The 19,398-nt window shown below is 67.7% G+C and carries 19 protein-coding genes and 4 pseudogenes; 17 read left to right on the top strand and 6 right to left on the bottom strand.

Going from position 1 to position 19,398, the window contains the following annotated elements:
• Nucleotides 1–56 precede the first annotated feature (56 nt).
• From FXN61_RS10935 to FXN61_RS10915, 5 genes and pseudogenes are all read left to right on the top strand, one after another.
• A pseudogene (locus tag FXN61_RS10935) lies at nt 57–284 on the top strand (xanthine dehydrogenase family protein molybdopterin-binding subunit); the annotation flags it as partial.
• Nucleotides 285–297: 13 nt separating this feature from the next.
• Nucleotides 298–753, top strand: a complete 456-nt coding sequence (locus FXN61_RS10930; protein ID WP_167972833.1) for a (2Fe-2S)-binding protein — start codon at nt 298–300, stop codon at nt 751–753.
• A 78-nt stretch (nt 754–831) separates the two neighbouring features.
• Entirely contained in the window at nt 832–1,818 is a 987-nt protein-coding gene (locus FXN61_RS10925; protein ID WP_167972831.1) for a glycoside hydrolase family 113 protein, read from the top strand.
• A 44-nt stretch (nt 1,819–1,862) separates the two neighbouring features.
• On the top strand, nt 1,863–2,648 hold the full coding sequence (locus FXN61_RS10920; RefSeq protein WP_167972829.1) for a TIGR02452 family protein: 786 nt from the start codon (nt 1,863–1,865) through the stop codon (nt 2,646–2,648).
• Between the two features lie 19 nt (nt 2,649–2,667).
• Nucleotides 2,668–3,126 (top strand): MarR family winged helix-turn-helix transcriptional regulator, encoded by a 459-nt coding sequence (locus tag FXN61_RS10915; RefSeq protein WP_246291259.1) that lies wholly within the window; start codon nt 2,668–2,670, stop codon nt 3,124–3,126.
• Here the strand turns inward: FXN61_RS10915 and FXN61_RS10910 are convergent.
• Nucleotides 3,123–3,611, bottom strand: coding sequence for an FMN-dependent NADH-azoreductase (locus FXN61_RS10910; protein ID WP_312877643.1), 489 nt, complete (start codon nt 3,609–3,611; stop codon nt 3,123–3,125). The genes FXN61_RS10915 and FXN61_RS10910 overlap by 4 nt on opposite strands.
• Before the next feature lie 12 nt (nt 3,612–3,623).
• Here FXN61_RS10910 and FXN61_RS10905 point away from each other — a divergent pair, with 12 nt between their 5' ends.
• From FXN61_RS10905 to FXN61_RS10880, 6 genes are all read left to right on the top strand, one after another.
• Nucleotides 3,624–4,211 (top strand): nitroreductase, encoded by a 588-nt coding sequence (locus tag FXN61_RS10905; RefSeq protein WP_312877642.1) that lies wholly within the window; start codon nt 3,624–3,626, stop codon nt 4,209–4,211.
• A gap of 85 nt (nt 4,212–4,296) precedes the next feature.
• Nucleotides 4,297–4,821, top strand: a complete 525-nt coding sequence (locus FXN61_RS10900) for a ribbon-helix-helix protein, CopG family (protein ID WP_167972821.1) — start codon at nt 4,297–4,299, stop codon at nt 4,819–4,821.
• Nucleotides 4,822–4,890: 69 nt separating this feature from the next.
• Nucleotides 4,891–5,733, top strand: coding sequence for a DUF4097 family beta strand repeat-containing protein (locus FXN61_RS10895; RefSeq protein WP_167972819.1), 843 nt, complete (start codon nt 4,891–4,893; stop codon nt 5,731–5,733).
• Nucleotides 5,734–5,743: 10 nt separating this feature from the next.
• Nucleotides 5,744–6,679 carry an ATP-binding cassette domain-containing protein gene (locus tag FXN61_RS10890; RefSeq protein ID WP_167972817.1) on the top strand — a complete coding sequence of 312 codons (936 nt, stop codon included), beginning with the start codon at nt 5,744–5,746 and terminating at the stop codon, nt 6,677–6,679.
• Nucleotides 6,676–7,458, top strand: a complete 783-nt coding sequence (locus FXN61_RS10885) for an ABC transporter permease (RefSeq protein WP_167972815.1) — start codon at nt 6,676–6,678, stop codon at nt 7,456–7,458. Before FXN61_RS10890 ends, FXN61_RS10885 begins: the two co-directional genes overlap by 4 nt.
• Before the next feature lie 14 nt (nt 7,459–7,472).
• The gene (locus tag FXN61_RS10880) at nt 7,473–8,678 is read left to right on the top strand and encodes a cytochrome P450 (RefSeq protein WP_167972813.1); all 1,206 of its coding nucleotides are present in this window, start codon (nt 7,473–7,475) and stop codon (nt 8,676–8,678) included.
• A gap of 51 nt (nt 8,679–8,729) precedes the next feature.
• On the opposite strand, the pseudogene FXN61_RS10875 reads toward FXN61_RS10880, so the two are convergent.
• Nucleotides 8,730–9,430 (bottom strand): annotated as a pseudogene (locus FXN61_RS10875) (SDR family NAD(P)-dependent oxidoreductase).
• Nucleotides 9,431–9,473: 43 nt separating this feature from the next.
• Nucleotides 9,474–10,456: pseudogene (locus FXN61_RS10870) on the bottom strand (fatty acid desaturase family protein).
• Between the two features lie 214 nt (nt 10,457–10,670).
• Between FXN61_RS10870 and FXN61_RS10865 the strand changes: the two are divergent.
• The 3 genes from FXN61_RS10865 to FXN61_RS10855 all read left to right on the top strand — a co-directional run bounded on the left by FXN61_RS10865 (nt 10,671) and on the right by FXN61_RS10855 (nt 14,453).
• Nucleotides 10,671–11,312 carry an RNA polymerase sigma factor gene (locus tag FXN61_RS10865; protein ID WP_167972811.1) on the top strand — a complete coding sequence of 214 codons (642 nt, stop codon included), beginning with the start codon at nt 10,671–10,673 and terminating at the stop codon, nt 11,310–11,312.
• Entirely contained in the window at nt 11,305–12,375 is a 1,071-nt protein-coding gene (locus FXN61_RS10860) for a CU044_5270 family protein (RefSeq protein ID WP_167972809.1), read from the top strand. Before FXN61_RS10865 ends, FXN61_RS10860 begins: the two co-directional genes overlap by 8 nt.
• 551 nt (nt 12,376–12,926) lie before the next feature.
• Nucleotides 12,927–14,453 (top strand): non-reducing end alpha-L-arabinofuranosidase family hydrolase, encoded by a 1,527-nt coding sequence (locus FXN61_RS10855; protein ID WP_167972807.1) that lies wholly within the window; start codon nt 12,927–12,929, stop codon nt 14,451–14,453.
• Nucleotides 14,454–14,534: 81 nt separating this feature from the next.
• Here the strand turns inward: FXN61_RS10855 and FXN61_RS10850 are convergent, their stop codons facing one another.
• From FXN61_RS10850 to FXN61_RS10845, 3 genes and pseudogenes are all read right to left on the bottom strand, one after another.
• Nucleotides 14,535–15,221: an FAD-dependent monooxygenase gene (locus tag FXN61_RS10850; protein WP_312877647.1), complete on the bottom strand. Its 687-nt coding sequence runs from the start codon at nt 15,219–15,221 to the stop codon at nt 14,535–14,537.
• A gap of 326 nt (nt 15,222–15,547) precedes the next feature.
• A pseudogene (locus FXN61_RS51880) lies at nt 15,548–15,706 on the bottom strand (FAD-dependent oxidoreductase); the annotation flags it as partial.
• A 78-nt stretch (nt 15,707–15,784) separates the two neighbouring features.
• Nucleotides 15,785–16,555, bottom strand: a complete 771-nt coding sequence (locus tag FXN61_RS10845; RefSeq protein ID WP_167972895.1) for an AraC family transcriptional regulator — start codon at nt 16,553–16,555, stop codon at nt 15,785–15,787.
• 54 nt (nt 16,556–16,609) lie between these two features.
• Here FXN61_RS10845 and FXN61_RS10840 point away from each other — a divergent pair, with 54 nt between their 5' ends.
• The 3 genes from FXN61_RS10840 (at nt 16,610) to FXN61_RS10830 (ending at nt 19,278) form a co-directional block, all read left to right on the top strand.
• A complete protein-coding gene (locus tag FXN61_RS10840; RefSeq protein WP_281360413.1) occupies nt 16,610–17,470 on the top strand; it encodes a siderophore-interacting protein in 861 nt (286 codons plus the stop codon).
• A 65-nt stretch (nt 17,471–17,535) separates the two neighbouring features.
• Nucleotides 17,536–18,693, top strand: coding sequence for an LLM class flavin-dependent oxidoreductase (locus FXN61_RS10835; RefSeq protein ID WP_223165392.1), 1,158 nt, complete (start codon nt 17,536–17,538; stop codon nt 18,691–18,693).
• 87 nt (nt 18,694–18,780) lie between these two features.
• Nucleotides 18,781–19,278: a SigE family RNA polymerase sigma factor gene (locus FXN61_RS10830; RefSeq protein ID WP_167972805.1), complete on the top strand. Its 498-nt coding sequence runs from the start codon at nt 18,781–18,783 to the stop codon at nt 19,276–19,278.
• The last annotated feature ends 120 nt before the right edge of the window (nt 19,279–19,398 follow it).

Here is a 19,398-nt window from a genome sequence, read left to right as displayed (position 1 = left end):
ACCGCCGCCGTAGCGGTAGACGCCGGCTCATGTACGGCAGATCATCCCTGTTCCAGCCGTTGGAGGGTTCGTACTCGCACTTCCACTACGCGCGGCAGAAGGACGCCCCGCGGGACGTGCGGATCTTCGTGATGCCGGCGACGGGGGAACCGGGCGGTGCGGGCGAGCTCGGAGTGCCCGCCGCGGTGGGCGCGATCGCCAACGCCTACGCGCGAGCCACGGGTGTGGTGCCGCGCAGCTTCCCGATCATCTTCCCCGTCGACTTCGAGCCGTTCCCGCGCTGAAGGAGCGTCCCCCGTGCCTACGTACACCATGATCGTCAACGGGAAGCCCGTCACCGTCGAGGCTCCCGCCGACATGGCCCTGCTCTGGGTGCTGCGCGACAAGCTCGGTGTGCGCGGCCCGAAGTTCGGCTGCGGCATCGGTGTCTGCCGCGCCTGCACGTCCCACCTGAACGGCGCGGAGATCCAGCCGTGCGTGACACCGGTCTCGGAATGCGCTGGGCAGTCGGTGACCACGATCGAGGGATTGGCCTCCGGTGACGACCTGCACCCGGTCCAGGAGGCGTGGCTGGAGCAGGACGTCGCCCAGTGCGGCTACTGCCAGCCCGGCCAGATCATGGCCGCGGTGGCGTTGCTGAAGACCAAGAGCGAGCCGACCGACGAGGACATCGACAGGATCGCCAACGTCTGCCGGTGCGGCACGTACTTCCGCATCCGGCAGGCCATCAAGTCCGCGGCGGCCAAGATGTGAGGTTGCGCATCCGCAAACTTGCGCGCACGCACTTTTCTCTTCTAGTCTCGCACCACCGAGAACGGAAGGGGACTGCCCATGCGTGCCAAGGGCATCGCGTACGACACCGGCTTCGTGCGCCACGGCGAGATCTCGCTGGAGAAGTTCGATCTCGACGTGGTGAGGAGCGATCTGGCCGTCATCAGGGACGAGCTGCACTGCAACGCCGTTCATCTCGTCGGTGGTGATCCGGAACGGCTGGAGCAGGCCGCTCGCATCGCCGCCGAGCTCGGGCTGGAGGTCTGGTTCTCGCCCTACCCGCTGGAGCTGACGCCGTCCGCGATCCTGAAACTGTTCGCCGACTGCGCGCGGCGGGCCGAGCGAATCCGGGTCGACGGTGCCGAGGTCGTGTTCGTGACGGGCGTCGAGCTGAGCATCATGAACGAGGGATTCCTGCCGGGGAACGACGTCATGCAGCGTCTGAACCTGTTGCTGGGCCAGGCCGAGCGCCTTCTCGAGGCCAGTGCGCACCTCAACGAGTTCCTCGCCAAGGCCGTCGCCGTGGTGAGGGAGCACTTCCGTGGCAAGATCACCTACGCCTGCATCCCGTTCGAGCGCGTCGACTGGGATCCGTTCGACATCATGTCGTTCGAGTTGATCCGGTCGGCCGAGGTCGCCGGGCAGTACGCCGAGAGCATCCGAAACGTTGTGGCGCAGGGAAAGCCTGTCGCGATCACCGGGTTCGGCACGGCGGCCTGGCGTGGTTCGGGTGACGTGGCGCCACGCAGCATGGAGATCGTCGAGGTCGACGAGGCAGGGCGGCCGGTCAGGATGAAGGACGGCTACCTCCGTGACGAGGCCGAGCAAGCCGCGTATCTGCGTGAGCTGCTGGAGATCTTCGAGGCCGAGGGTGTCGACGGCGCGTTCGTCTACATGTTCGCGCTCAACGCCTACACGCATCGGCCGGACGACCCGAGCCGTGACTTCGACATGGCCAGTCCCGGCATCGTCAAGGTCTACGAGGACCTGTCGTGGGAACCCAAGGCCGCGTTCAGTGCGGTCGCCGAGGTCTACGCGCGGATCTAACTCGCTTGGCGTGCCTGAGAGCGGCAGCCACAATCGACCACATCATGAGCAGCAGACTGCGTGCGATCGCGCACGACACCGTCGAGATCTCGGAGCGAGGTTCCTACTCCACCGCCGCGGGCGAGGTCACCATCGCCGTTGCCCCGGCTGTGTCAGGGACCCGGCTCCATCTGCCGGAAGAAGTGCTGTCGTTGCCTTCGCAGACCTCGGCTCTCAAGATTGACGTCACCAATGAGTCCACTTTGGAGGCGACTCGCCGGCTCGGCGGTGACATCGCCTGCCTGGTCTTCGCCTCCGCGCGCAATCCCGGCGGCGGTTTCCTGAACGGCGCGCAGGCACAGGAGGAGAGCGTCGCCCGCGGGTCGGCGCTCTACCCCTGCCTGCGTGCCGCCGGTGAGTTCTACGCCCATCACCGCGCGCACGAGGACCTCACCTACAGCGACCGCGTGATCTACTCACCCCGCGTGCCGGTGTTCCGCGACGACAAGGGAAACCTGCTGCCGGAACCGTACGAGGTCTCGTTCCTCACCGCCGCGGCACCCAACCGGTCCGCGATCCTGCGCAACCAGCCCGAACGGGCCGACGACATCCCCGTCGTGTTGCTGCGGCGCGCGATCCGCGTGCTGCACGTCGCCGCCGCGCACGGTCACCGCCGGCTCGTTCTGGGCGCGTGGGGTTGCGGTGTCTTCGGCAACGACCCCGCCACCGTCGCGCGGACGTTCCGGATCGCACTGCGGGACAACCGCTACTTCGACCACGTCGTCTTCGCGGTGCTGGACCGGCAGAAGGGAACGCCGACGCTGGCCGCGTTCGCGGACGCCCTCACCTGACCTCGGTAGCATGCCGCTCATGGCCACCGACCCCGTGCGCGCGACCGACCGTCCAGGAGACGTGTCGCCGTTCGCGCTGGGGTTGTTGCTGCGCCGGGCGCACTGGCGCGCGGCCGCGGTGATGGGGGAGGCGTTGCGGCCGCTCGGCATCGAGCTGCGGCACTTCGCCGTGCTGATGGAGCTGGTCAACAACGGGCCCACGCTGCAGCGCGACCTGGCGCAGGCGACGGGCACGGACAAGGCCGGGATCATGCGGGTCGTGGACGACCTGGAGCGCAAGGGGCTGGCCGTGCGCAAGGCCGTTCCAGGGGACCGGCGGGCGCGGGCGGTGGAGATCACCCCGGCGGGCATCGAGCTGTTCGACGCGAGCCACGTGGCGGCGAGACCGCTGTCCGAACGGCTGGAGGCCGTCCTCGAGCCCGGCGAGCGTGATCAGCTCGAGGAACTGCTGACCAAGCTCGCCCATCCCGAGAATTAGAGCATCTTGGCTTTGACGACCGCCTCCTCGAAGGCGCGCTCACGAGACGCTTCGACGAGCGGGATCAAGGCGGCCATGGCGGGGTTGCGGGGCGCCATCGTGAGTTCGGGGACGATGAAGCCGACGTCCATCCCGAGGCTGCCCACGAGCACCGCCTCCAGGTAGTTCCGCACGAACTCGAAACCCTCGCGCGGGGTTCCCGGCTCGTAGGAACCACCCCGGCTGGCGACCACGGTGACCGGCTTGCCCTTGCAGGACGGGCTCTCACCGGACGTGCGGCCGAGCAGGATCACGTTGTCCAGCCACGCTTTGAGCGTCGACGGGATCGCGTAGTTGTACATCGGGGCGCCGATCAGGACGGCGTCCGCGCGCTCCAGTTCCTCGATCAACCGCAGCCTGGCCTCGAACGCGGCGGAGTCCCGCCGGCTGTAGCCGTCGGCGGTGATGTGCGGCACGGGTTCGGCGGCGAGGTCGCGGTGGATCACGGTGCCGTTCGGGTGCTGTTCCTCCCAGGTCCCGCGGCCTGGGCGCCGTCCGGGTCGAACATCCAGCCGTGGCACCTCTACGTGGTAACGGGACAACCGTTGGTGGAGCTCAAGAAGTGCACCGCCGAACGCCTGGCTACCGGTGACCCGTGGGACGACGCGGAGTACCAGCAGTACCCGCCCGAGTTGAAGACCCCGTATCGCGAACGGCGCTCGGCCTTCGGTGCGCAGCGCTACGGCGCCCTCGGGATCGCCCGCGAGGACTGGGAGGCGCGGCAGCGGGCCGCGTCAGCGAACTGGGACTGCTTCGGCCCACCCGCCGCACTGTTCTGCTACATCAACCGCGGCATGGGCTCGCCTCAGTGGTCCGACGTCGGCATGTACCTGCAGACCGTGATGCTGCTGCTCCGCGAGGAGGGGCTGCACAGCTGCCCGCAGATGGCGTGGGCGAAGTTCAACGCCTCTGTCGCGGAGATCGTGGCGCCACCGGACGAGCTCGTCCTCTTCTGTGGCATGTCGATCGGGTACGAGGACCGGGCTTTGGTTGAGCCACGCACGGGCCGTGCACCCCTCACGGAGACGGTCACCTTCCTCGACTAGGCCTCTGACCTGCGGTGAGCCAAAATGATGCCATGCTGAGCCAGAAATGCTTGCTGGTGGTGCCACGGTGTGCCATAGTGGTGCCATGGATCTGACCCCGTACGTGGCTTCGCTCGGCCGCGAACTGCTGACCGCCGTCGAGACCGGTGGTGACGAGGCAAGCGCGCTGGTCGAGCGGTTGACCGTGTCGATGGAGTCGGCGATCCGGCTGGCGCTGCTCGAGGCGCTGTCCGCCGCCGCCGACGAGATCACCGCGGACCTGGCGCCGGACTCGGTGCAGGTGCTGCTGCGGGGTCGTGACCCGAAGTTCGTCGTGACGCGCCGGACGGTCGAGCAGCCGGCCGACGCCACGCCGGAGCCCGTCGCCGCGGCCCCCGCCGAGGACGTGGCGGCCGGCTTCGAGGACGGCTCCACCGTGCGCATCAACGTCCGCCTGCCCGAGCAGCTCAAGGCGGCGATCGACGAGGCCGCTGCCAAGGAGGGCCGCTCGGTCAACGCGTGGCTCGTCCGCGCCGCGTCGGCCCAGCTCGGCCCGAAGCGTGAATCCGGCCCCGAACCGCGGACCGGAGGCGTCCCCGCCTCCCAGCGTTTCGTCGGCTGGGTCCGCTAACCCCAGCACGTTCACCACATCGCCCCGACCTGCGGGGATGTTCCACCGACACCTTCTGAGGGGACAGCCATGCCTTCTTACGAAACGCCACAACCGATTTCCGTACTGCTCGACATCTATGCGGGCTACGTCCAGATCGTCGCGAGCGACCGCACCGACACCTCGGTCGAGGTGCGGCCCTCCGACTCCTCCGACTCCTCCGACGTCGAGGCCGCGCAGAAGACGCGCGTCGACTACGCGGACGGCACGCTGACCGTCCGCGGACCGAAGCGGACGTTCGACTTCTCCAAGAAGACCAGGTCGGTCGACGTGGTGATCGAGCTTCCGACCGGATCGAAGGTGGACGCCGACGTGTCGGCGGGCAGCACCCGCACCTCCGGCGTGCTGGGGGAGACCGAGGTCGACATGTCGGCGGGAAACATCCACCTCGACCGGACCGGCCCGCTGAAGGTCGACACCGGTGCGGGTCAGGTCCACGTCGGGGCGGTCACGGGCAACGCCGAGGTCAAGTCCGGCAGCGGCAGCATCCGCATCGGCTCCGTCGCCGGTTCGCTGACCGTCAAGAACTCCAACGGCAACACCGAGATCGGCACGGTCGAGGGTGAGCTGAGGGTGCGCGCGGCCAACGGCGACATCGCCGCCGAACGGGTCGGTGCGTTGGTGGACGCCAAGACCGCCATGGGTTCCATCAGCGTCGGCGAGGTCGTGCGCGACACCGCCACGTTCAGCACCGCGATGGGCAGCATCGAGGTCGGGATCGCCCAGGGCACCGCCGCGTGGCTCGACGTCACGACCGGGTTCGGCCGCGTGGACAGCGCGCTCGAGGGCAGCGACGGCCCCGGCAACTCCATGGAGACCGTCAAGGTCACCGCCCACACGTCCTTCGGCGACATCACCGTCCGCCGTTCCTGAGGGGAACTCCATGAACGCGATCAAGGCAACCGGCCTGCGCCGGTCCTACGGCGACCACGTCGTGCTCAAGGGCGTCGATCTGAACGTCCAGCGCGGCACCGTCTTTTCGTTGCTCGGCGCGAACGGCGCCGGCAAGACCACCACCGTCAAGATCCTCTCCACGTTGATTCGCGCGGACGGCGGCAGTGCGTCCGTCGCGGGCCACGACGTGGCGCGTGATCCCAACGCCGTCCGCGCCGCTATCGGCGTCACCGGCCAGTTCTCCGCCGTCGACAACCTGATGACGGGCCGCGAGAACCTGAAGCTGATGTCCGACCTGCACCACCTCGGCAAGGCGGAGGGCAGGCGCAAGATCGAGCAGTTGCTGGAGCAGTTCGACCTGGCCGACGCGGCCGACAAGTCCGCGTCGACCTACTCCGGCGGCATGCGGCGCCGGCTCGACCTGGCCATGACGCTGGTCGGGTCACCACAGGTGATCTTCCTGGACGAGCCGACCACCGGCCTCGACCCGCGCAGCCGCCGCACCATGTGGCAGATCGTGCGGCAGCTGGTGGCGAGCGGCGTCACGATCTTCCTCACCACCCAGTACCTGGAGGAGGCCGACGAGCTCGCCGACCGGATCGCGGTGCTGGACCACGGGAAGATCGTCGCCGAGGGCACCGCGGACGAGCTCAAGCGGCGCATCCCCGGCGGTCACGTCCTGCTGCAGTTCACCGATCCCCGGCACCTCGAGGCCGCCACCCGGATCGTGGCCAACGCCTCTCGTGACGGTGAAGCGCTCGCCCTGCGCGTGCCGAACGACGGCAGCGTCGGTTCGCTCAAGGCGTTGCTCGACAGGCTCGACGAGAACTCGGTCCTGGTCGACTCGCTCAGCATGCACACCCCGGACCTCGACGACGTCTTCCTCGCCCTCACCGGAAACCCTGAAAAGGTGACACAGCAATGACTTACGCACTGACCGACTCGGCGACGATGGTGCGGCGCAACCTCAAGCGCATGATCCGCTATCCGTCGATGACGTTCCAGCTCCTGATCATGCCGGTCGTCTTCCTGCTGCTGTTCGTCTACGTCTTCGGCGGCACGCTCGGCGCCGGGCTCGGCGGACCGTCCGGTGGACGTGCGGAGTACCTCAACTACGTCACGCCGACGATCATCCTGATGGCAATCACCGCCGCGGTGCAGGGCACGTCCATCTCGATCGCGATGGACATGACCGAAGGTATCGTGGATCGCTTCCGCACCATGGCGATCGCCAGGGTGTCCGTCCTAACGGGACACGTCGTCGGCAGCCTGGTCCAGACGGTCCTCGCCATGACGTTCGTCTTCGGCGTCGCGGTGGCCATCGGCTTCCGGCCGCAGGCGAGTCTGGTCGACTGGCTCGCGCTGGCCGGTCTGCTGGTGGCCATGGCCTTCGCGCTCATCTGGTTCTCCGCCGCGCTCGGACTGGCGAGCAAGTCCGTCGAGTCGTCGAGCAACGTCGGCCTGCCGCTGATCCTGCTTCCGTTCTTCGGCAACGGTTTCGTGCCGACCGACTCGATGCCGACGGTGCTGCGCTGGTTCGCCGAGTACCAGCCGTTCACCCCGTTCATCGACGCACTGCGCGGCCTGCTGATGGGCACGCCGATCGGCAACAGCGGCTTCATCGCGCTGGGCTGGTGCGCCGTCATCGGGTTCGGCGGCTACTTCTGGTCCAAGAAGCTGTTCAACCGCGAATCCACCCGTTGAGGAGAGACACCGCGATGACTGAAGTTCAGCACGGCCTGCCCATGGATCGCGACGTCACCCCGTTCGACCCGCCCAGCCGGATCACCGAGCTGCGGTCGGCCCGTCCGATCAGCCCCATGCTTTTCCCCGACGGCCACGAGGGCTGGCTCGTCACCGGCTACGAGGCCGTCCGGCAAGCCTTGGCCGACACCAGGTTCAGCAACCGGCAGGACCTCGGCATCCTGCATGTGCCGTTCCCGACGCCGGGCATGCCGGAGCAGACCGAGCCGTCCCCGCAGACGCCAGGGCTGTTCCTCAGCATGGACCCGCCGGACCACACCCGGTTGCGGCGCAAGCTCACCGGTGCGTTCACGGTCAAGCGGATGAAGGCGCTCGAAGAGGGCATCATCGAGATCACCGAACGGCAGCTGGACGAGCTGGCGAAGCTCACTCCGCCGGTCGACCTGGTCAAGGAGTTCGCGTTGCCGGTGCCGTCACTGGTGATCTGCGAAATGCTCGGTGTGCCTTACGCGGACCGCGAGACGTTCCAGGGCAACTCCACCAAGTTCATGGAGCGGGAGGTGAACCTCGAGGACAAGATGGCCGCGTACATGGCGATGCACACGTACCTGTACGAACTGGTCACGAGCAAGCGCGCGGAACCCGGTGACGACCTGCTGTCCGACCTGGCCCGCGACGAGGACCTGAGCCTCGAGGAACTCACCGGCATGGCGTTCCTGCTGCTGCTCGCCGGGCACGAGACCACCGCGAACATGCTGGCGCTGGGCACCTTCGCCTTGCTGGAGCACCCTGAACAGATGGCCGCACTGCGCTCGGACCCGGAGCTGATCCCGGACGCCGTCGAGGAACTGCTGCGCTACCTGGCCGTCGCCGATGTCTTCTTCCGTTACGCCGCCGAGGACATCGAGTTCTTCGGGGAGACGATCCGCGAGGGTTCGACGGTCATCCTGTCGCTGCTGGCCGGCAACCACGACCCGGAGCGATACGAGAATCCCGACACGTTGGACGTGCGCCGCAACGCCCGCGGGCACCTGTCGTTCGGGCACGGCATCCACCAGTGCCTCGGCCAGCAGCTGGCTCGCATCGAGATGCGCGCCGGGTTCGAGGGACTCCTGCGCCGCTTCCCGACGCTGGAGCTCGCCGTGGCCGCCCGTGAGGTGAAGCTCAGGACGGACATGAACATCTACGGTGTCCACGCCCTGCCGGTGACCTGGGCGTAGTTCGAGGCCGGGTGCACCGCGGGCACCCGGCCTCGAGGGCTTGAGGCTTGATCAGACGGTGAACCCGCCGTCAGCGTTGATGCTCGCGCCGGTGACGTACGCACCGGCGTCTCCCGCCAGCGCCGCCACCAGTTCGGCGATCTCAGAAGGCCGTCCGTAACGGCCAACGCGGTCAGCCCGCGAATCGTCTCCGCCATCGGCCCGTCCGCGGGGTTCATGTCCGTGTCCGTCGGACCGGGGTTCACGACGTTCGCGGTGATGCCCAACGGACCCAGCTCGCGCGCAAGGCCCTTCGTCATGCCGATCAGCGCCGTCTTGCTGGCCGAGTAGAGCGTGAAGCCGGGGAACGGCGCGTAAACCGCCACATTGCTGCCGATGCTGATGATTCGCCCGCCGTCGCGCATGTGCCGTGCCGCTGCTCGCGCCGCGAGGAACGGTGCCCGCACGTTCACGGCCATCGTGTGGTCGAACTCTTCCCGGCCGAGCTCTTCGAGTGGCCCGACCTGGAACACCGCGGCGTTGTTCACGAGCACGTCGAGTCGCCCGAACTCCGCCGCGGTCTCCTCCACAGCTGCCACCACGGCATCCGGATCGGCGCTGTCCGCCCGGATGCCGTGAACGTTGTCAGGCTTGGTGTTCTGGTACGTGACCGCGACCCGCGCGCCCAGTTCGGCGAGCTTCCCGGCCACAGCCGCTCCGATGCCCCGGCTGCCGCCGGTGACCAGAGCGGCCTTTCCGTCAAGTGATCCCATGCCGACCAGCCTGGCCGAGCGAGCCGGCCAGGTCTGGCGGGAATCAGACCGGTGCTTTCCGCAACGGCGCCGCGACCTCGTGCAGGTGCTCCAGCACGTACCCGTACGAGCGGAACAACCCGCACTGCGCATAGGAAATCCCGCGCTGACGGCAGAACTCGCTCACGATCACTGCGCGTGCCGCAGATGAGGCCGCGGCATGCTCGGGAACAAGTGGTGCTCGATCTGGTAGTTAAGCCCGCCGAGCAGGAAGTCGACGAACCAGCCGCCGCGGACGTTGCGGGACGTCAGCACCTGCTTGCGCAGGAAGTCCAGCGAGTGCCCGGCGGACAGCACCGGCATGCCCTTGTGGTTGGGAGCAAAGGAACATCCCATGTACAGGCCCCACAACGCCTGATGCACCAACACGAACGCGATCGCGTACATGGGGGAGAGCACCCAGAACACCACGGCGAGGTACACCACGACGTTCGCGATCATCAGGTAGCGCTCACGTCCCGAGTGCTTGATCGAATGCCAGTGCAGCGCAAAGCCTTCGAGCAACAGCAGCGGGAAGAACAACACCGCCTGGTGCGAGGCGATCCACCGCAGTGGCCCGCGCTTGGCGGCACCCTGCCGTTGCGTGAACGCCAGCACCGAGATGTCGACGTCCGGGTCCTCGTCCTCATGGTTCGGGTTGGCGTGGTGCCGGCTGTGCTTGCCGACCCACCAGTCGTAGCTGACGCCGATCAATCCACTGTGGACGTACCCGGCGATCTCGTTCCACCTCTTGGAGGCGAAGATCTGCTTGTGCCCCGCGTCGTGCCCGATGAACGCCAGCTGGGTGGTCATCACCGCCAAGACGACGGCCACCGCCAGCTGCCACCACGAGTCGCCGAGCAGCGCGAACGCCGTCCACGCCGCCGCGTACACCACGAGGTTCGCCCCGATCCGGGCGAAGTAGTAACCGCGCCGCCGGGCGAGCAGGCCAGCCTGCTTGATCTCGGTCGACAACTGGGCGAAGTCGCTCGCCTGCCGAAGTGCCATTTGCGCAGGATGCCAGATGCCGTCCACCATCCCGTGCACACGTGATGAAGTCGCCACAAACCACACAAGTCGCCCCGGCGCCGGTCCCGATCGCCACGATCGAGTGATTCTGATCGACATCACCGGCGGGCCGCCGGCATCCGTGAGCCGTGGCGCAGGACACGATGACCTTCGTGAAGGGTGCGGCGGTCTGCGGGCAAGTAGAGGCGTGACGATGAAGACCGCGAATTCGGCGGAGCCCGGTGAGGGACCGCCGCCCGAAGACGACCCGGACCTGCCTGAGCCGCCAGACCTGTCCGGACTGGATCTGTCGGGCCCGAATCCGAGATCGGTGTTCGGGCGGCTCTTCGACGCGCACGCCGGGTCGCTGCACGGCTACCTCGCACGTCGGATCGGGGACCAGGCGGCCGACGACCTGGTGTCGGAGACGTTCCTGGTGGCGTTGCAGCAACGGCACACCTACGACCCGGCACGCGCCGGGGTGCGGCCGTGGCTGTACGGGATCGCCAGCAACCTGCTGCGCCGGCACGTGCGGCAGGAGGTCCGTGGCTGGCAGGCCAGGGCCCGGATGGTGGGGTCGGACCGGGCCCAGACCGAGTCGCCGGAGGTCCGCTCGACCGAGCGGGTCACCGCGCAGCAGCAGGTCCGGCAGCTGGCCGGTGCGCTGGCCGCGCTGGAGCCGGGAGACCGGGACGTGCTGCTGCTGACGTCGTGGGGCCGGCTGACCTCGACCGAGGTGGCTCAGGCCCTGGGCATCCCCGTGGGCACGGTCTACTCGCGCCTGCACAGGGTTCGCCGGTGGTTGCAGTCACACAGTCCAGTCGCGACCAGTGGAACGGAGGACGGCGATGCGTGAGGGGGATCGGGCCGTGGAGCAGGCGTGGACCGGGGACGAGCTCGACCGCGCGCTGGCCGGTTTGTACATGGACATCAAGACTGATCAACGAGGTTTGACCGCCGTGCGGGAGAATCTGCTGACCGCCATCGACAGCCAGGCCGAGCCTCGGCTGAGCCTGGTCGACACGGGGAACGGTCGGCGACGGCCGTTGCGCCGCTGGTTGGCCGCTGCGGCGGCGGTCGCGGTGCTCGCGACCGGAGGTGTGGTGGCGCAGACGCTGTTGTTCTCCGCCACCTCCGCGACCGCCCAGGCACGGGAGGCGCTGACCAGCGCCGCCGATCTCGCAGCGCGTGCCGAGGACCCGGTGCTGGCCAACGGCCAGTACCGCTACGTGGCGACCCACGCCTGGTGGCTGAAGACGACGGGTGCGGAAAGCAGGAGTTTCTCCTTCTTCAACGAGAACCTCGTGGAGACCTGGATTCCCGCCGATCCGAATGGGGAGTGGCTGCTGCGACGCCGGGAGACCGGCAACCGCAAGTGGGTCAAGGGCACCGAGGCCGAGGCTCGCGAGGCCGGGGTGGTGCTCGAGGAGAGGCCGTGGCCGGAGCAGCGCGCCAAGGGCGGCGAGTTCACCCAGGGCGCTCCGGAGCACGGGAACTGGCAGTTCCCCAAGCCGGAGTTCCTCGCTGGCCTGCCCGCCGACCCCGAGCGGTTGTACGAGCGGCTGCGTGCGGACAGCGGCGGCGACCGGCAATCCCTGGTCTACGCCGCGGACGCGTTGCGCACCGGCCTGATGCCCGTGGCGGCCCGCGCGAACCTGCTGCGGGCGCTGACCCACGTCCCCGGACTGGACGTCACCGACCGCGCTGCCGATCTCGACGGCCACCTGGGCGTGGCGCTGGGCATCTCCGAGGACGGCGAGCGGCAGGAGATCATCCTCGACCCCGGCACCGGTGAGGTGATCGGCGAGCGGAAGGTCTCGGACTCGATGTTCGCCGGTATTCCGAAGGGCACGGTCACCAGCTACTCGTCCATCACCACGGGAACAGTGGACGGCATCGGCATCAAACCCGCTTCGTAGACGAGTCAGAGAGCGTCTTGAGGCTTGCGCGATACGTCCGGAAATACCGGCAGTCTCCCGAGAGAACTTGCTCTCTTTTGTCCCCACAAGCGAACGTGAATGAAGCTTGAACAATCGGTCTGCACCATCGCGGGACCACTGCTCGCCCGGCTCGGACCGAGCCGGGCCGCTCCGCCTCGACGGAGCCCGACGTCGTCCCTGCCGACCCCAGGTGCAGATCGGGACCCGGTTGGTCGACGCCTGACCGCGGTGGTCGACGTTCACATGAGCTAAAGAATTCTCTTCACTTTTAGCATCCACAATGCACCCCGACTGTCCGTGCTTAACCGTGCTAAACATTTCCGTTGCGTCTTGACCGCACGGAGATCCTCCTCCACAGTTTGATGGAGGCGTCCCCAGTCCGTGTGCTCGTCTTTAGCTCTCGGATTGTCGACGCTGAAGTAATCGCGGTGTGTTCAGAGGGCGCGCGATGGACCGCTCCGGCGCAAGCGGTCGTTCGAACGGTGCCCGTGCCGCGGTTTGCCCCCACCTCGACGAAGAGGAGCACGCCCATGGCCGGATCAGGCCATCACCCGCCCACCGCCGTCCCACGAGCCCGCAGGCGTCGAGTGCTCGGTGCCGCCGCCGCCGTTGCCGTACTGCTCGGCGGGCTGGTGGCGGCGTTCAGCGCGGCGCCCGTGTCGGCGGCGACCGTCGACACCAACGCCTGGTACGTGTTGGTCAACCGCAACAGCGGCAAGGCTCTGGACGTCTACAACCTCGCCACGAACGACGGCGCACGCATCACCCAGTGGACCCGCAACGACGGCAACCAGCAGCAGTGGCAGTTCGTCGACTCCGGCGGCGGCTACTACCGGGTGAAGTCACGGCTGTCGGGCAAGGTCCTCGACGTCTACAACTTCTCCACCGCCGACGGCGCCAACATCGTCCAGTGGGCCGATGGCAACGGCACCAACCAGCAGTTCCGCCTCGCCGACTCCGACGGCGGCCACGTGCGCCTGATCAACCGCAACAGCAACAAGGCCGTCGAGGTCCAGGGCGCGGCGACCAATGACGGCGGCAACGTCGTCCAGTACAGCGACTGGGGCGGCACCAACCAGCAGTGGCAGCTCGTCCGCGTCGGCGGCGGCACGAACCCCACCACCACGACGACCACCCCGCCGAACGGCGGATGTTCTCTTCCGTCGACGTACCGCTGGTCGTCGACGGGCGCGCTGGCGACCCCGAAGCAGGGGTGGGTCTCGCTCAAGGACTTCACCCACGTCCTCTACAACGGCAAGCACCTGGTCTACGCGACGACGCACGACAGGGGAACGACCTGGGGCTCGATGAACTTCGGGACGTTCACGAACTGGTCCGACATGGCCTCGGCCAGCCAGAACGGGATGAATCCCGGCGCCGTCGCATCCACGCTGTTCTACTTCGCACCGAAGAACATCTGGGTGCTCGCCTACCAGTGGGGCGGGCCCGCTTTCAGCTACCGGACGTCGACCGACCCCACGAACGCGAACGGATGGTCGTCGCCGCAGACGCTCTTCACCGGAAGCATCCCCAACTCCGGCACGGGCCCCATCGACCAGACGCTCATCGCCGACGACAGGAACATGTACCTGTTCTTCGCCGGTGACAACGGCAAGATCTACCGTGCCACGATGCCCATCGGGAACTTCCCTGGCAACTTCGGCTCGTCCTGGACCGAGATCATGAGCGACACCCAGGCCAACCTGTTCGAAGGTGTCGAGGTCTACAAGGTCCAGGGCCAGAACCAGTACCTGATGCTCGTCGAGGCGATGGGGCGCAACGGGCGTTTCTTCCGCTCGTTCACGTCCACCAGCCTGAGCGGTTCGTGGACACCGCAGGCCGCCACCGAGAGCAACCCCTTCGCGGGCAAGGCCAACAGCGGCGCCACCTGGACCAACGACATCAGCCACGGCGACCTGATCCGCAGCAACCCCGACCAGACCAAGACGATCGATCCCTGCAACCTGCAGTTGCTCTACCAGGGACGTGACCCCAACTCCGGCGGCGACTACGGCCTCCTGCCCTACCGGCCGGGCCTGCTGACTCTGCAACGCTGATCGCCTGACGCAGTTCCTCCGAAGACGGGTACGAAGAAGCGGGTTGAGAGGAATCTCGACCCGCTTCTTCGTAGTACGCGGTCAGTTCGCGGTATCGGCGGGTTGTAGCAGCGTCTCCAGGTTGACCCTGGCGATCTGCTTGCGGAACTCGCCGTGGTAGGAGCTGTCGCCGGAGTCGTGCATGGTGTCGGTCATCCAGATCGCGGCCTGCTGGCGGTTCCAGATGTGGCGCAGGCAGGTGTCGGAGTACTCGTCGAGCAGTCGTGAGTCTCCGGTGCCGATGCGGTGGATCACGGCGCGGGCGAAGGTTTCGGCGTCGTGCAGGGCGAGGCTCATGCCTTCGGCGCTCATCGGGGAGATGATGTGCGCGGCGTCGCCGAGCAGGTAGAGGTTTTCGTGACGCATGGGGCTGAACACGACGCCGCGCAGGGGAACGATCTGCTTGGTGTTGATGGGGCCCGGCTGCACCGGGTGGCCGAACCGTTCTGAGAGTTCGCTCCAGATCCGCTCGTCCGGCCACTGCTCGACGGCGTCGGTGAGCGGGCACTGCAGGTAGATGCGGCTCTTGCCGGGGCCGCGGGTGATCTGCGCGGAGAATCCGCGGGAGTGCACCGCCAGGACGGCCATGGGGTCGGCGTGGACCTCGGCGAGGATGCTGACCCATGCGTAGCCGAACTCGTGGGTGTCGCAGGTGAGGACGTCTGCGGGGATGGACTTCCTGCTGACGCCGTGGAATCCGTCCGCGCCGGCGACGAACTCGCAGCTGATCGTCCTGACGGCGCCGGACGAGTCCGGTAGCGGACCACGGGCTGGTGGGTGACGTTCTCCAGTGACACGTCGGCTGCCTCGTAGCGGAGGTCTCCGCCTTCGCGGAGGAACATCGTGGTGAGGTTCGCGACGAGGATCTGCTGGGGGCAGAAGATCGAGTCGTCCTCAGTCCGGTGTTCCTCGCTGTCGTCGCCTCCTTGTTTCCAGTACCGCGTCTCGCCATCGATCAGCACCGGCATGTCGGGCGATTCCACGGAATAGCTGGGGGAGCCGGCGAAAGCCTCCTCGAGTCCCCACTGCCGGAACATGCGCACGCCACTTGCTTCCAGGGATCCCGCGCGTTGCCTCTGCTCGATGTGCGCGCGGCTGTGCTTCTCCAGGATGACGCAGCTGATTCCGCTGCGCTGCAGGAAGTTTCCGAGCGCGAGCCCGGCGACTCCGCCGCCCACGACGACAACGCTGGTGTACTCGTTCGCTTCGTTCATACCCTCCACAGTGGACGTCGCGATCGGTGCGTCCCACCGGTATCACGACAGCGGATACGGGAAAGCCGCCAACTTCGGCTATCGGCCGTTGAGCTCGGTCTGGTAGCGACCGGGGGTCTGGCCGGTCACGGAGCTGAACGCGTCGATGAAGCTGGACGGATTCGACCATCCACATGCGATCGCGGTGTCGGTGACCGAGACACCGTTGGTGAGGTGGATGACGGCGTGGTGCACGCGCAGGACCGTGCGCCAGCGGTGGAAACTCATACGGAGCTCGGAGTCGAACAGGCGGCTGAGCGTGCGTTCGCTCGCGCCCACCATGCGGCCCAACTCGGTCAGCGTCGAGGCGCGTCCCGGGTCGGCGTGGAGAAGATCGGTCACCGCACGCAATCTGGGGTCGCGCGGTTCGGGCAGGTGCAGAGACAGCTCCGGCGTCTCGACCAGCTCGTCGATCATGACCTCGAGCAGCCGTGCGTGCGCGCCCGGCCGGGATTCCGGGCGGTCGATCAGCGCCAGGATCGCCTCCCGCAGCAACGGGCTGACCGCGAACACGCTGGGGTGGGGCACGAGTGCCGCGCAGAGAGCCGGGGGAACGACCACGATTCGCACGTCGGTCCGGCCGTAGAAGCGGTGTGAGTGGCCGAATCCCGGTGGTGTCCAGGTGGCGCGGTTCGCCGGCGCCACCCACGTGCCCCGCTCGGTCGAGGTGGCGAGCGCGCCAGAGGCGGCGTAGACCAGCTGTCCGTCCGTGTGTGAGTGGACGTCGACGTGGAAGCCGTGGTCGAGCCAGCCGCCACCGCTGGGCGCGACCTCGGCGGGTGGCGTGGCAGGTTGGCGGGTTTCCGGCATCATCTGGCAGTTTACCGGTGGTTGTCAGTGGGCGCCGAGAAGACGCTGGGCGTCATGACCACGGAACAACCGTCATCGCCGGAGGCAGCGGCAGACCAGCCAGTGGTGCCGGGCGGGCGCCGGCGCCAAGGCCGCGGCCGGATGCTGAGGCTGACCGTCCAGGGCGGTCAACGGGTGAGCCCTCATTTCATGTCCGTCATCTTGGCGGGCGATGACGTGCGGAAACTGAGACAGCCGGGGCCTGATCAGGCCGGTCGCCTGTTCTTCGCCGAGCCAGGACAACGGGCGGTCGTCCTGCCGGAGAGCGAGCGGTGGATGCTCCACCTCACCCTCCAGCCGACCGGCCGGCGTCCTCGGGTCAGGACCTACACGATCAGGCGCTTCCGCCCCGAGGCCTCGGCGATCGACATCGAGGTCGCTCTGCACGAAACGGAACCGCCCGCAGGTGCCGGTTCCTCGTGGGCGCTCACAGCGGCACCTGGTGACGAAGTCGCCTTCCTCGACGAAGGGCACGCCTACGCACCGGGCCGCGACGCGCGCTGGCAGCTGCTCGTCGGTGACGAGAGCGCGCTGCCGGCGATTCTGTCCATTCTGGAGCGTTCGGCGGACTCGCTGCCAGCGGAGGTCTTCCTCGAGGTGCCTGGCGACGAGGACGTCCGCCGCGAGGTGACCGCACCGGCACACACCCGGATCCACTGGCTGCCCAGAAACGACACGGCCGTGAGACCCGGTTCTCGCGCCCTTGACGCCGTGCGCACGGCGCTGCTGCCCATGGGCTCGTTCTACGCGTGGGTCGCGGGCGAGTCGGCTTTGGCGACCGGGGTTCGCAGGCACCTCGTGAACGACCGGGGCGTTCCACGCTCAGCGATCACCTTCCGCGGCTCCTGGCGACACGGCCGCCCAAGCCTCGGTTGAACAACACACCGAGTGCCGGCGGCCCAGACCTCGCACGTGATGAATCCAAGACGTTGGAGATCTCGATGAAGCTCAGCTTGATGACCTTGGGCGACCTGGTGGTCGATCCGATCACCGGGACACTCGCCAGTCCGTCCGAACGTCACCGCTCGATCGTCGAAGCCGCCGTGGTGGCGGAGGAAGCCGGATTCCACGGTGTGCACGTGGGCGAACACCACGGCTCGGACTACATCTTCTCCGCACCCCCGGTGATTCTGGCGGCGATCGCCGAGCGGACCAGCCACCTCACCCTGTCGACGGCGGTCACGCTCGCCGCCAACCTCGACCCCGTTCGCGTCGCGGAGGATTACGCCACCGTTGACGTCCTCTCCGGCGGCCGATGTGAGGTCGTGATCGGGCGCGGCAACTTCTTCACCTCCACCTATCGGCTCTTCGGCCAGCGCACCGGGGACTCGCACGAGCTGTTCGCGGACGCGGTCGAACTGCTCGTCGAGTTGTGGAGCGGCAAAGAGGTCAACTGGCCTGGCTCACGCCACCGTGCGCCTGTCGAGGAGTTCGTCCTCCAGCCACCACCGGTCACCGCGGTACCGCTGTGGGTGGGTGGCGGCGCCTCGGAGCAGACCGCGGAACTGGCCGCCCGCTTTGGCTTGGACCTGATGCTGCCCAGCGTGTTCGGCGATCCGGCCAAGCTCACGCCCGCGGTCGATCTCTACCGCGAGAAGTTCCGCTCGTACGGGCACGGCCGCGAACCACGCGTGGGCGCCTGCTGGCACGCCAACGTGGGGGAGACGAGCCAGAGCGCCCGCGCTCGATGGGAACCGCGTTACCGCGCCTACCACGAGCTGATGATGAAGACGGTGGGGCGCAACCGAAAGAATCAGCAGGAACAGCCGGCGCCGCCGTCGTTCGTCAAGTCGCTCACCTTCGACTTCGACACGTTGACCACCACCGGCCCCGCCATCGTGGGCAGTCCTGACGAGGTTGCCGATCGCCTCAACCACGGCGCGGAACTGCTCACCGCCGACACCAACCTGCTCTACCTGGACTTGGGGGTATGCCCGTCGGCGAGTTCCGCAGCATGGTCGAACTCGTCGGCGAACGCGTGCTACCGCAGCTTGATTGAGACACGACCTTGCGCGATGCCCATCTGGGCCGAGGCACCTGTCAGCAGCAGGCGACTCGTTTCGACCGGCAGAATCCGGTCGTCAGCTGCTGGCGGGTGACCAGCAGCCGTTAAGAGACCAAATGCAACGTAAGGGGTCACTTCTCCATTAGGGGTGCGAAATCGAGATCGAGCCGACGATCGGGAGTTGCCGGTGGAGTTCGTTGAGTACGTGGCAAGGCAGCGTCCCGCGCTGATGCGGTTCGCCATGGTCCTGACCTGCCGGACGTGGCTGGCCGAGGACCTGGTGAGCGACGTGTTGGGCCGGGCGTTCGAGCGCTGGGAACGGATCTCGGGAATGGACGAGCCGAACGCCTACGTGCGGCGGATGGTCGTCAACGAGTACCTGTCCTGGCGCAGAATGCTGACCCGCACGTCCCCGCGCGCCGAGGTCGAGCCGATGGTGATCTCCGACGGCGCGGACGAGCGGGCCGAGCGGGACGCGATGATCAGCCGCCTCGCCGGCCTGCCCAGGAAGCAGCGCGCGGCCGTGGTCCTGCGCTACTACGCGGGCCTGTCCGACAGGGAGATCGCCACACAGTTGGGGTGCCGGGAGCCGACCGTACGCAGCCAGATCCATCGGGCACTCAACGTTCTGCGCATCGACCTCACCGCCACCGCCCCCAACTTTCAGGAGACCTCATGAGCGACCTTCGCACCCTCCACGATGCCTTCGCCGAGTTGGAGCGGCGCGTCGACGCCGCGGCCGCGGGTACGGCCCCGGTCGTGCGTCCGCGGCGGGCCGTGCGGCTGGTACCCGTCGCGG

It is taken from the genome of Lentzea indica (assembly GCF_012184385.1).
Taxonomy (GTDB): Bacteria; Actinomycetota; Actinomycetes; order Mycobacteriales; family Pseudonocardiaceae; genus Lentzea; species Lentzea indica.
This window is presented reverse-complemented; position numbering and strand designations above follow the sequence as displayed.

Excerpts from the sequence above, each read along its gene's own strand:
- FXN61_RS10925 (WP_167972831.1), top strand. The coding sequence starts at position 832 with ATGCGTGCCAAGGGCATCGCGTACGACACCGGCTTCGTGCGCCACGGC.
- FXN61_RS10920 (WP_167972829.1), top strand. The coding sequence starts at position 1,863 with ATGAGCAGCAGACTGCGTGCGATCGCGCACGACACCGTCGAGATCTCG.
- FXN61_RS10915 (WP_246291259.1), top strand. The coding sequence starts at position 2,668 with ATGGCCACCGACCCCGTGCGCGCGACCGACCGTCCAGGAGACGTGTCG.
- FXN61_RS10900 (WP_167972821.1), top strand. The coding sequence starts at position 4,297 with ATGGATCTGACCCCGTACGTGGCTTCGCTCGGCCGCGAACTGCTGACC.
- FXN61_RS10895 (WP_167972819.1), top strand. The coding sequence starts at position 4,891 with ATGCCTTCTTACGAAACGCCACAACCGATTTCCGTACTGCTCGACATC.
- FXN61_RS10890 (WP_167972817.1), top strand. The coding sequence starts at position 5,744 with ATGAACGCGATCAAGGCAACCGGCCTGCGCCGGTCCTACGGCGACCAC.
- FXN61_RS10885 (WP_167972815.1), top strand. The coding sequence starts at position 6,676 with ATGACTTACGCACTGACCGACTCGGCGACGATGGTGCGGCGCAACCTC.
- FXN61_RS10880 (WP_167972813.1), top strand. The coding sequence starts at position 7,473 with ATGACTGAAGTTCAGCACGGCCTGCCCATGGATCGCGACGTCACCCCG.
- FXN61_RS10865 (WP_167972811.1), top strand. The coding sequence starts at position 10,671 with ATGAAGACCGCGAATTCGGCGGAGCCCGGTGAGGGACCGCCGCCCGAA.
- FXN61_RS10860 (WP_167972809.1), top strand. The coding sequence starts at position 11,305 with ATGCGTGAGGGGGATCGGGCCGTGGAGCAGGCGTGGACCGGGGACGAG.
- FXN61_RS10855 (WP_167972807.1), top strand. The coding sequence starts at position 12,927 with ATGGCCGGATCAGGCCATCACCCGCCCACCGCCGTCCCACGAGCCCGC.
- FXN61_RS10845 (WP_167972895.1), bottom strand. The coding sequence starts at position 16,555 with ATGCCGGAAACCCGCCAACCTGCCACGCCACCCGCCGAGGTCGCGCCC.
- FXN61_RS10840 (WP_281360413.1), top strand. The coding sequence starts at position 16,610 with ATGACCACGGAACAACCGTCATCGCCGGAGGCAGCGGCAGACCAGCCA.
- FXN61_RS10835 (WP_223165392.1), top strand. The coding sequence starts at position 17,536 with ATGAAGCTCAGCTTGATGACCTTGGGCGACCTGGTGGTCGATCCGATC.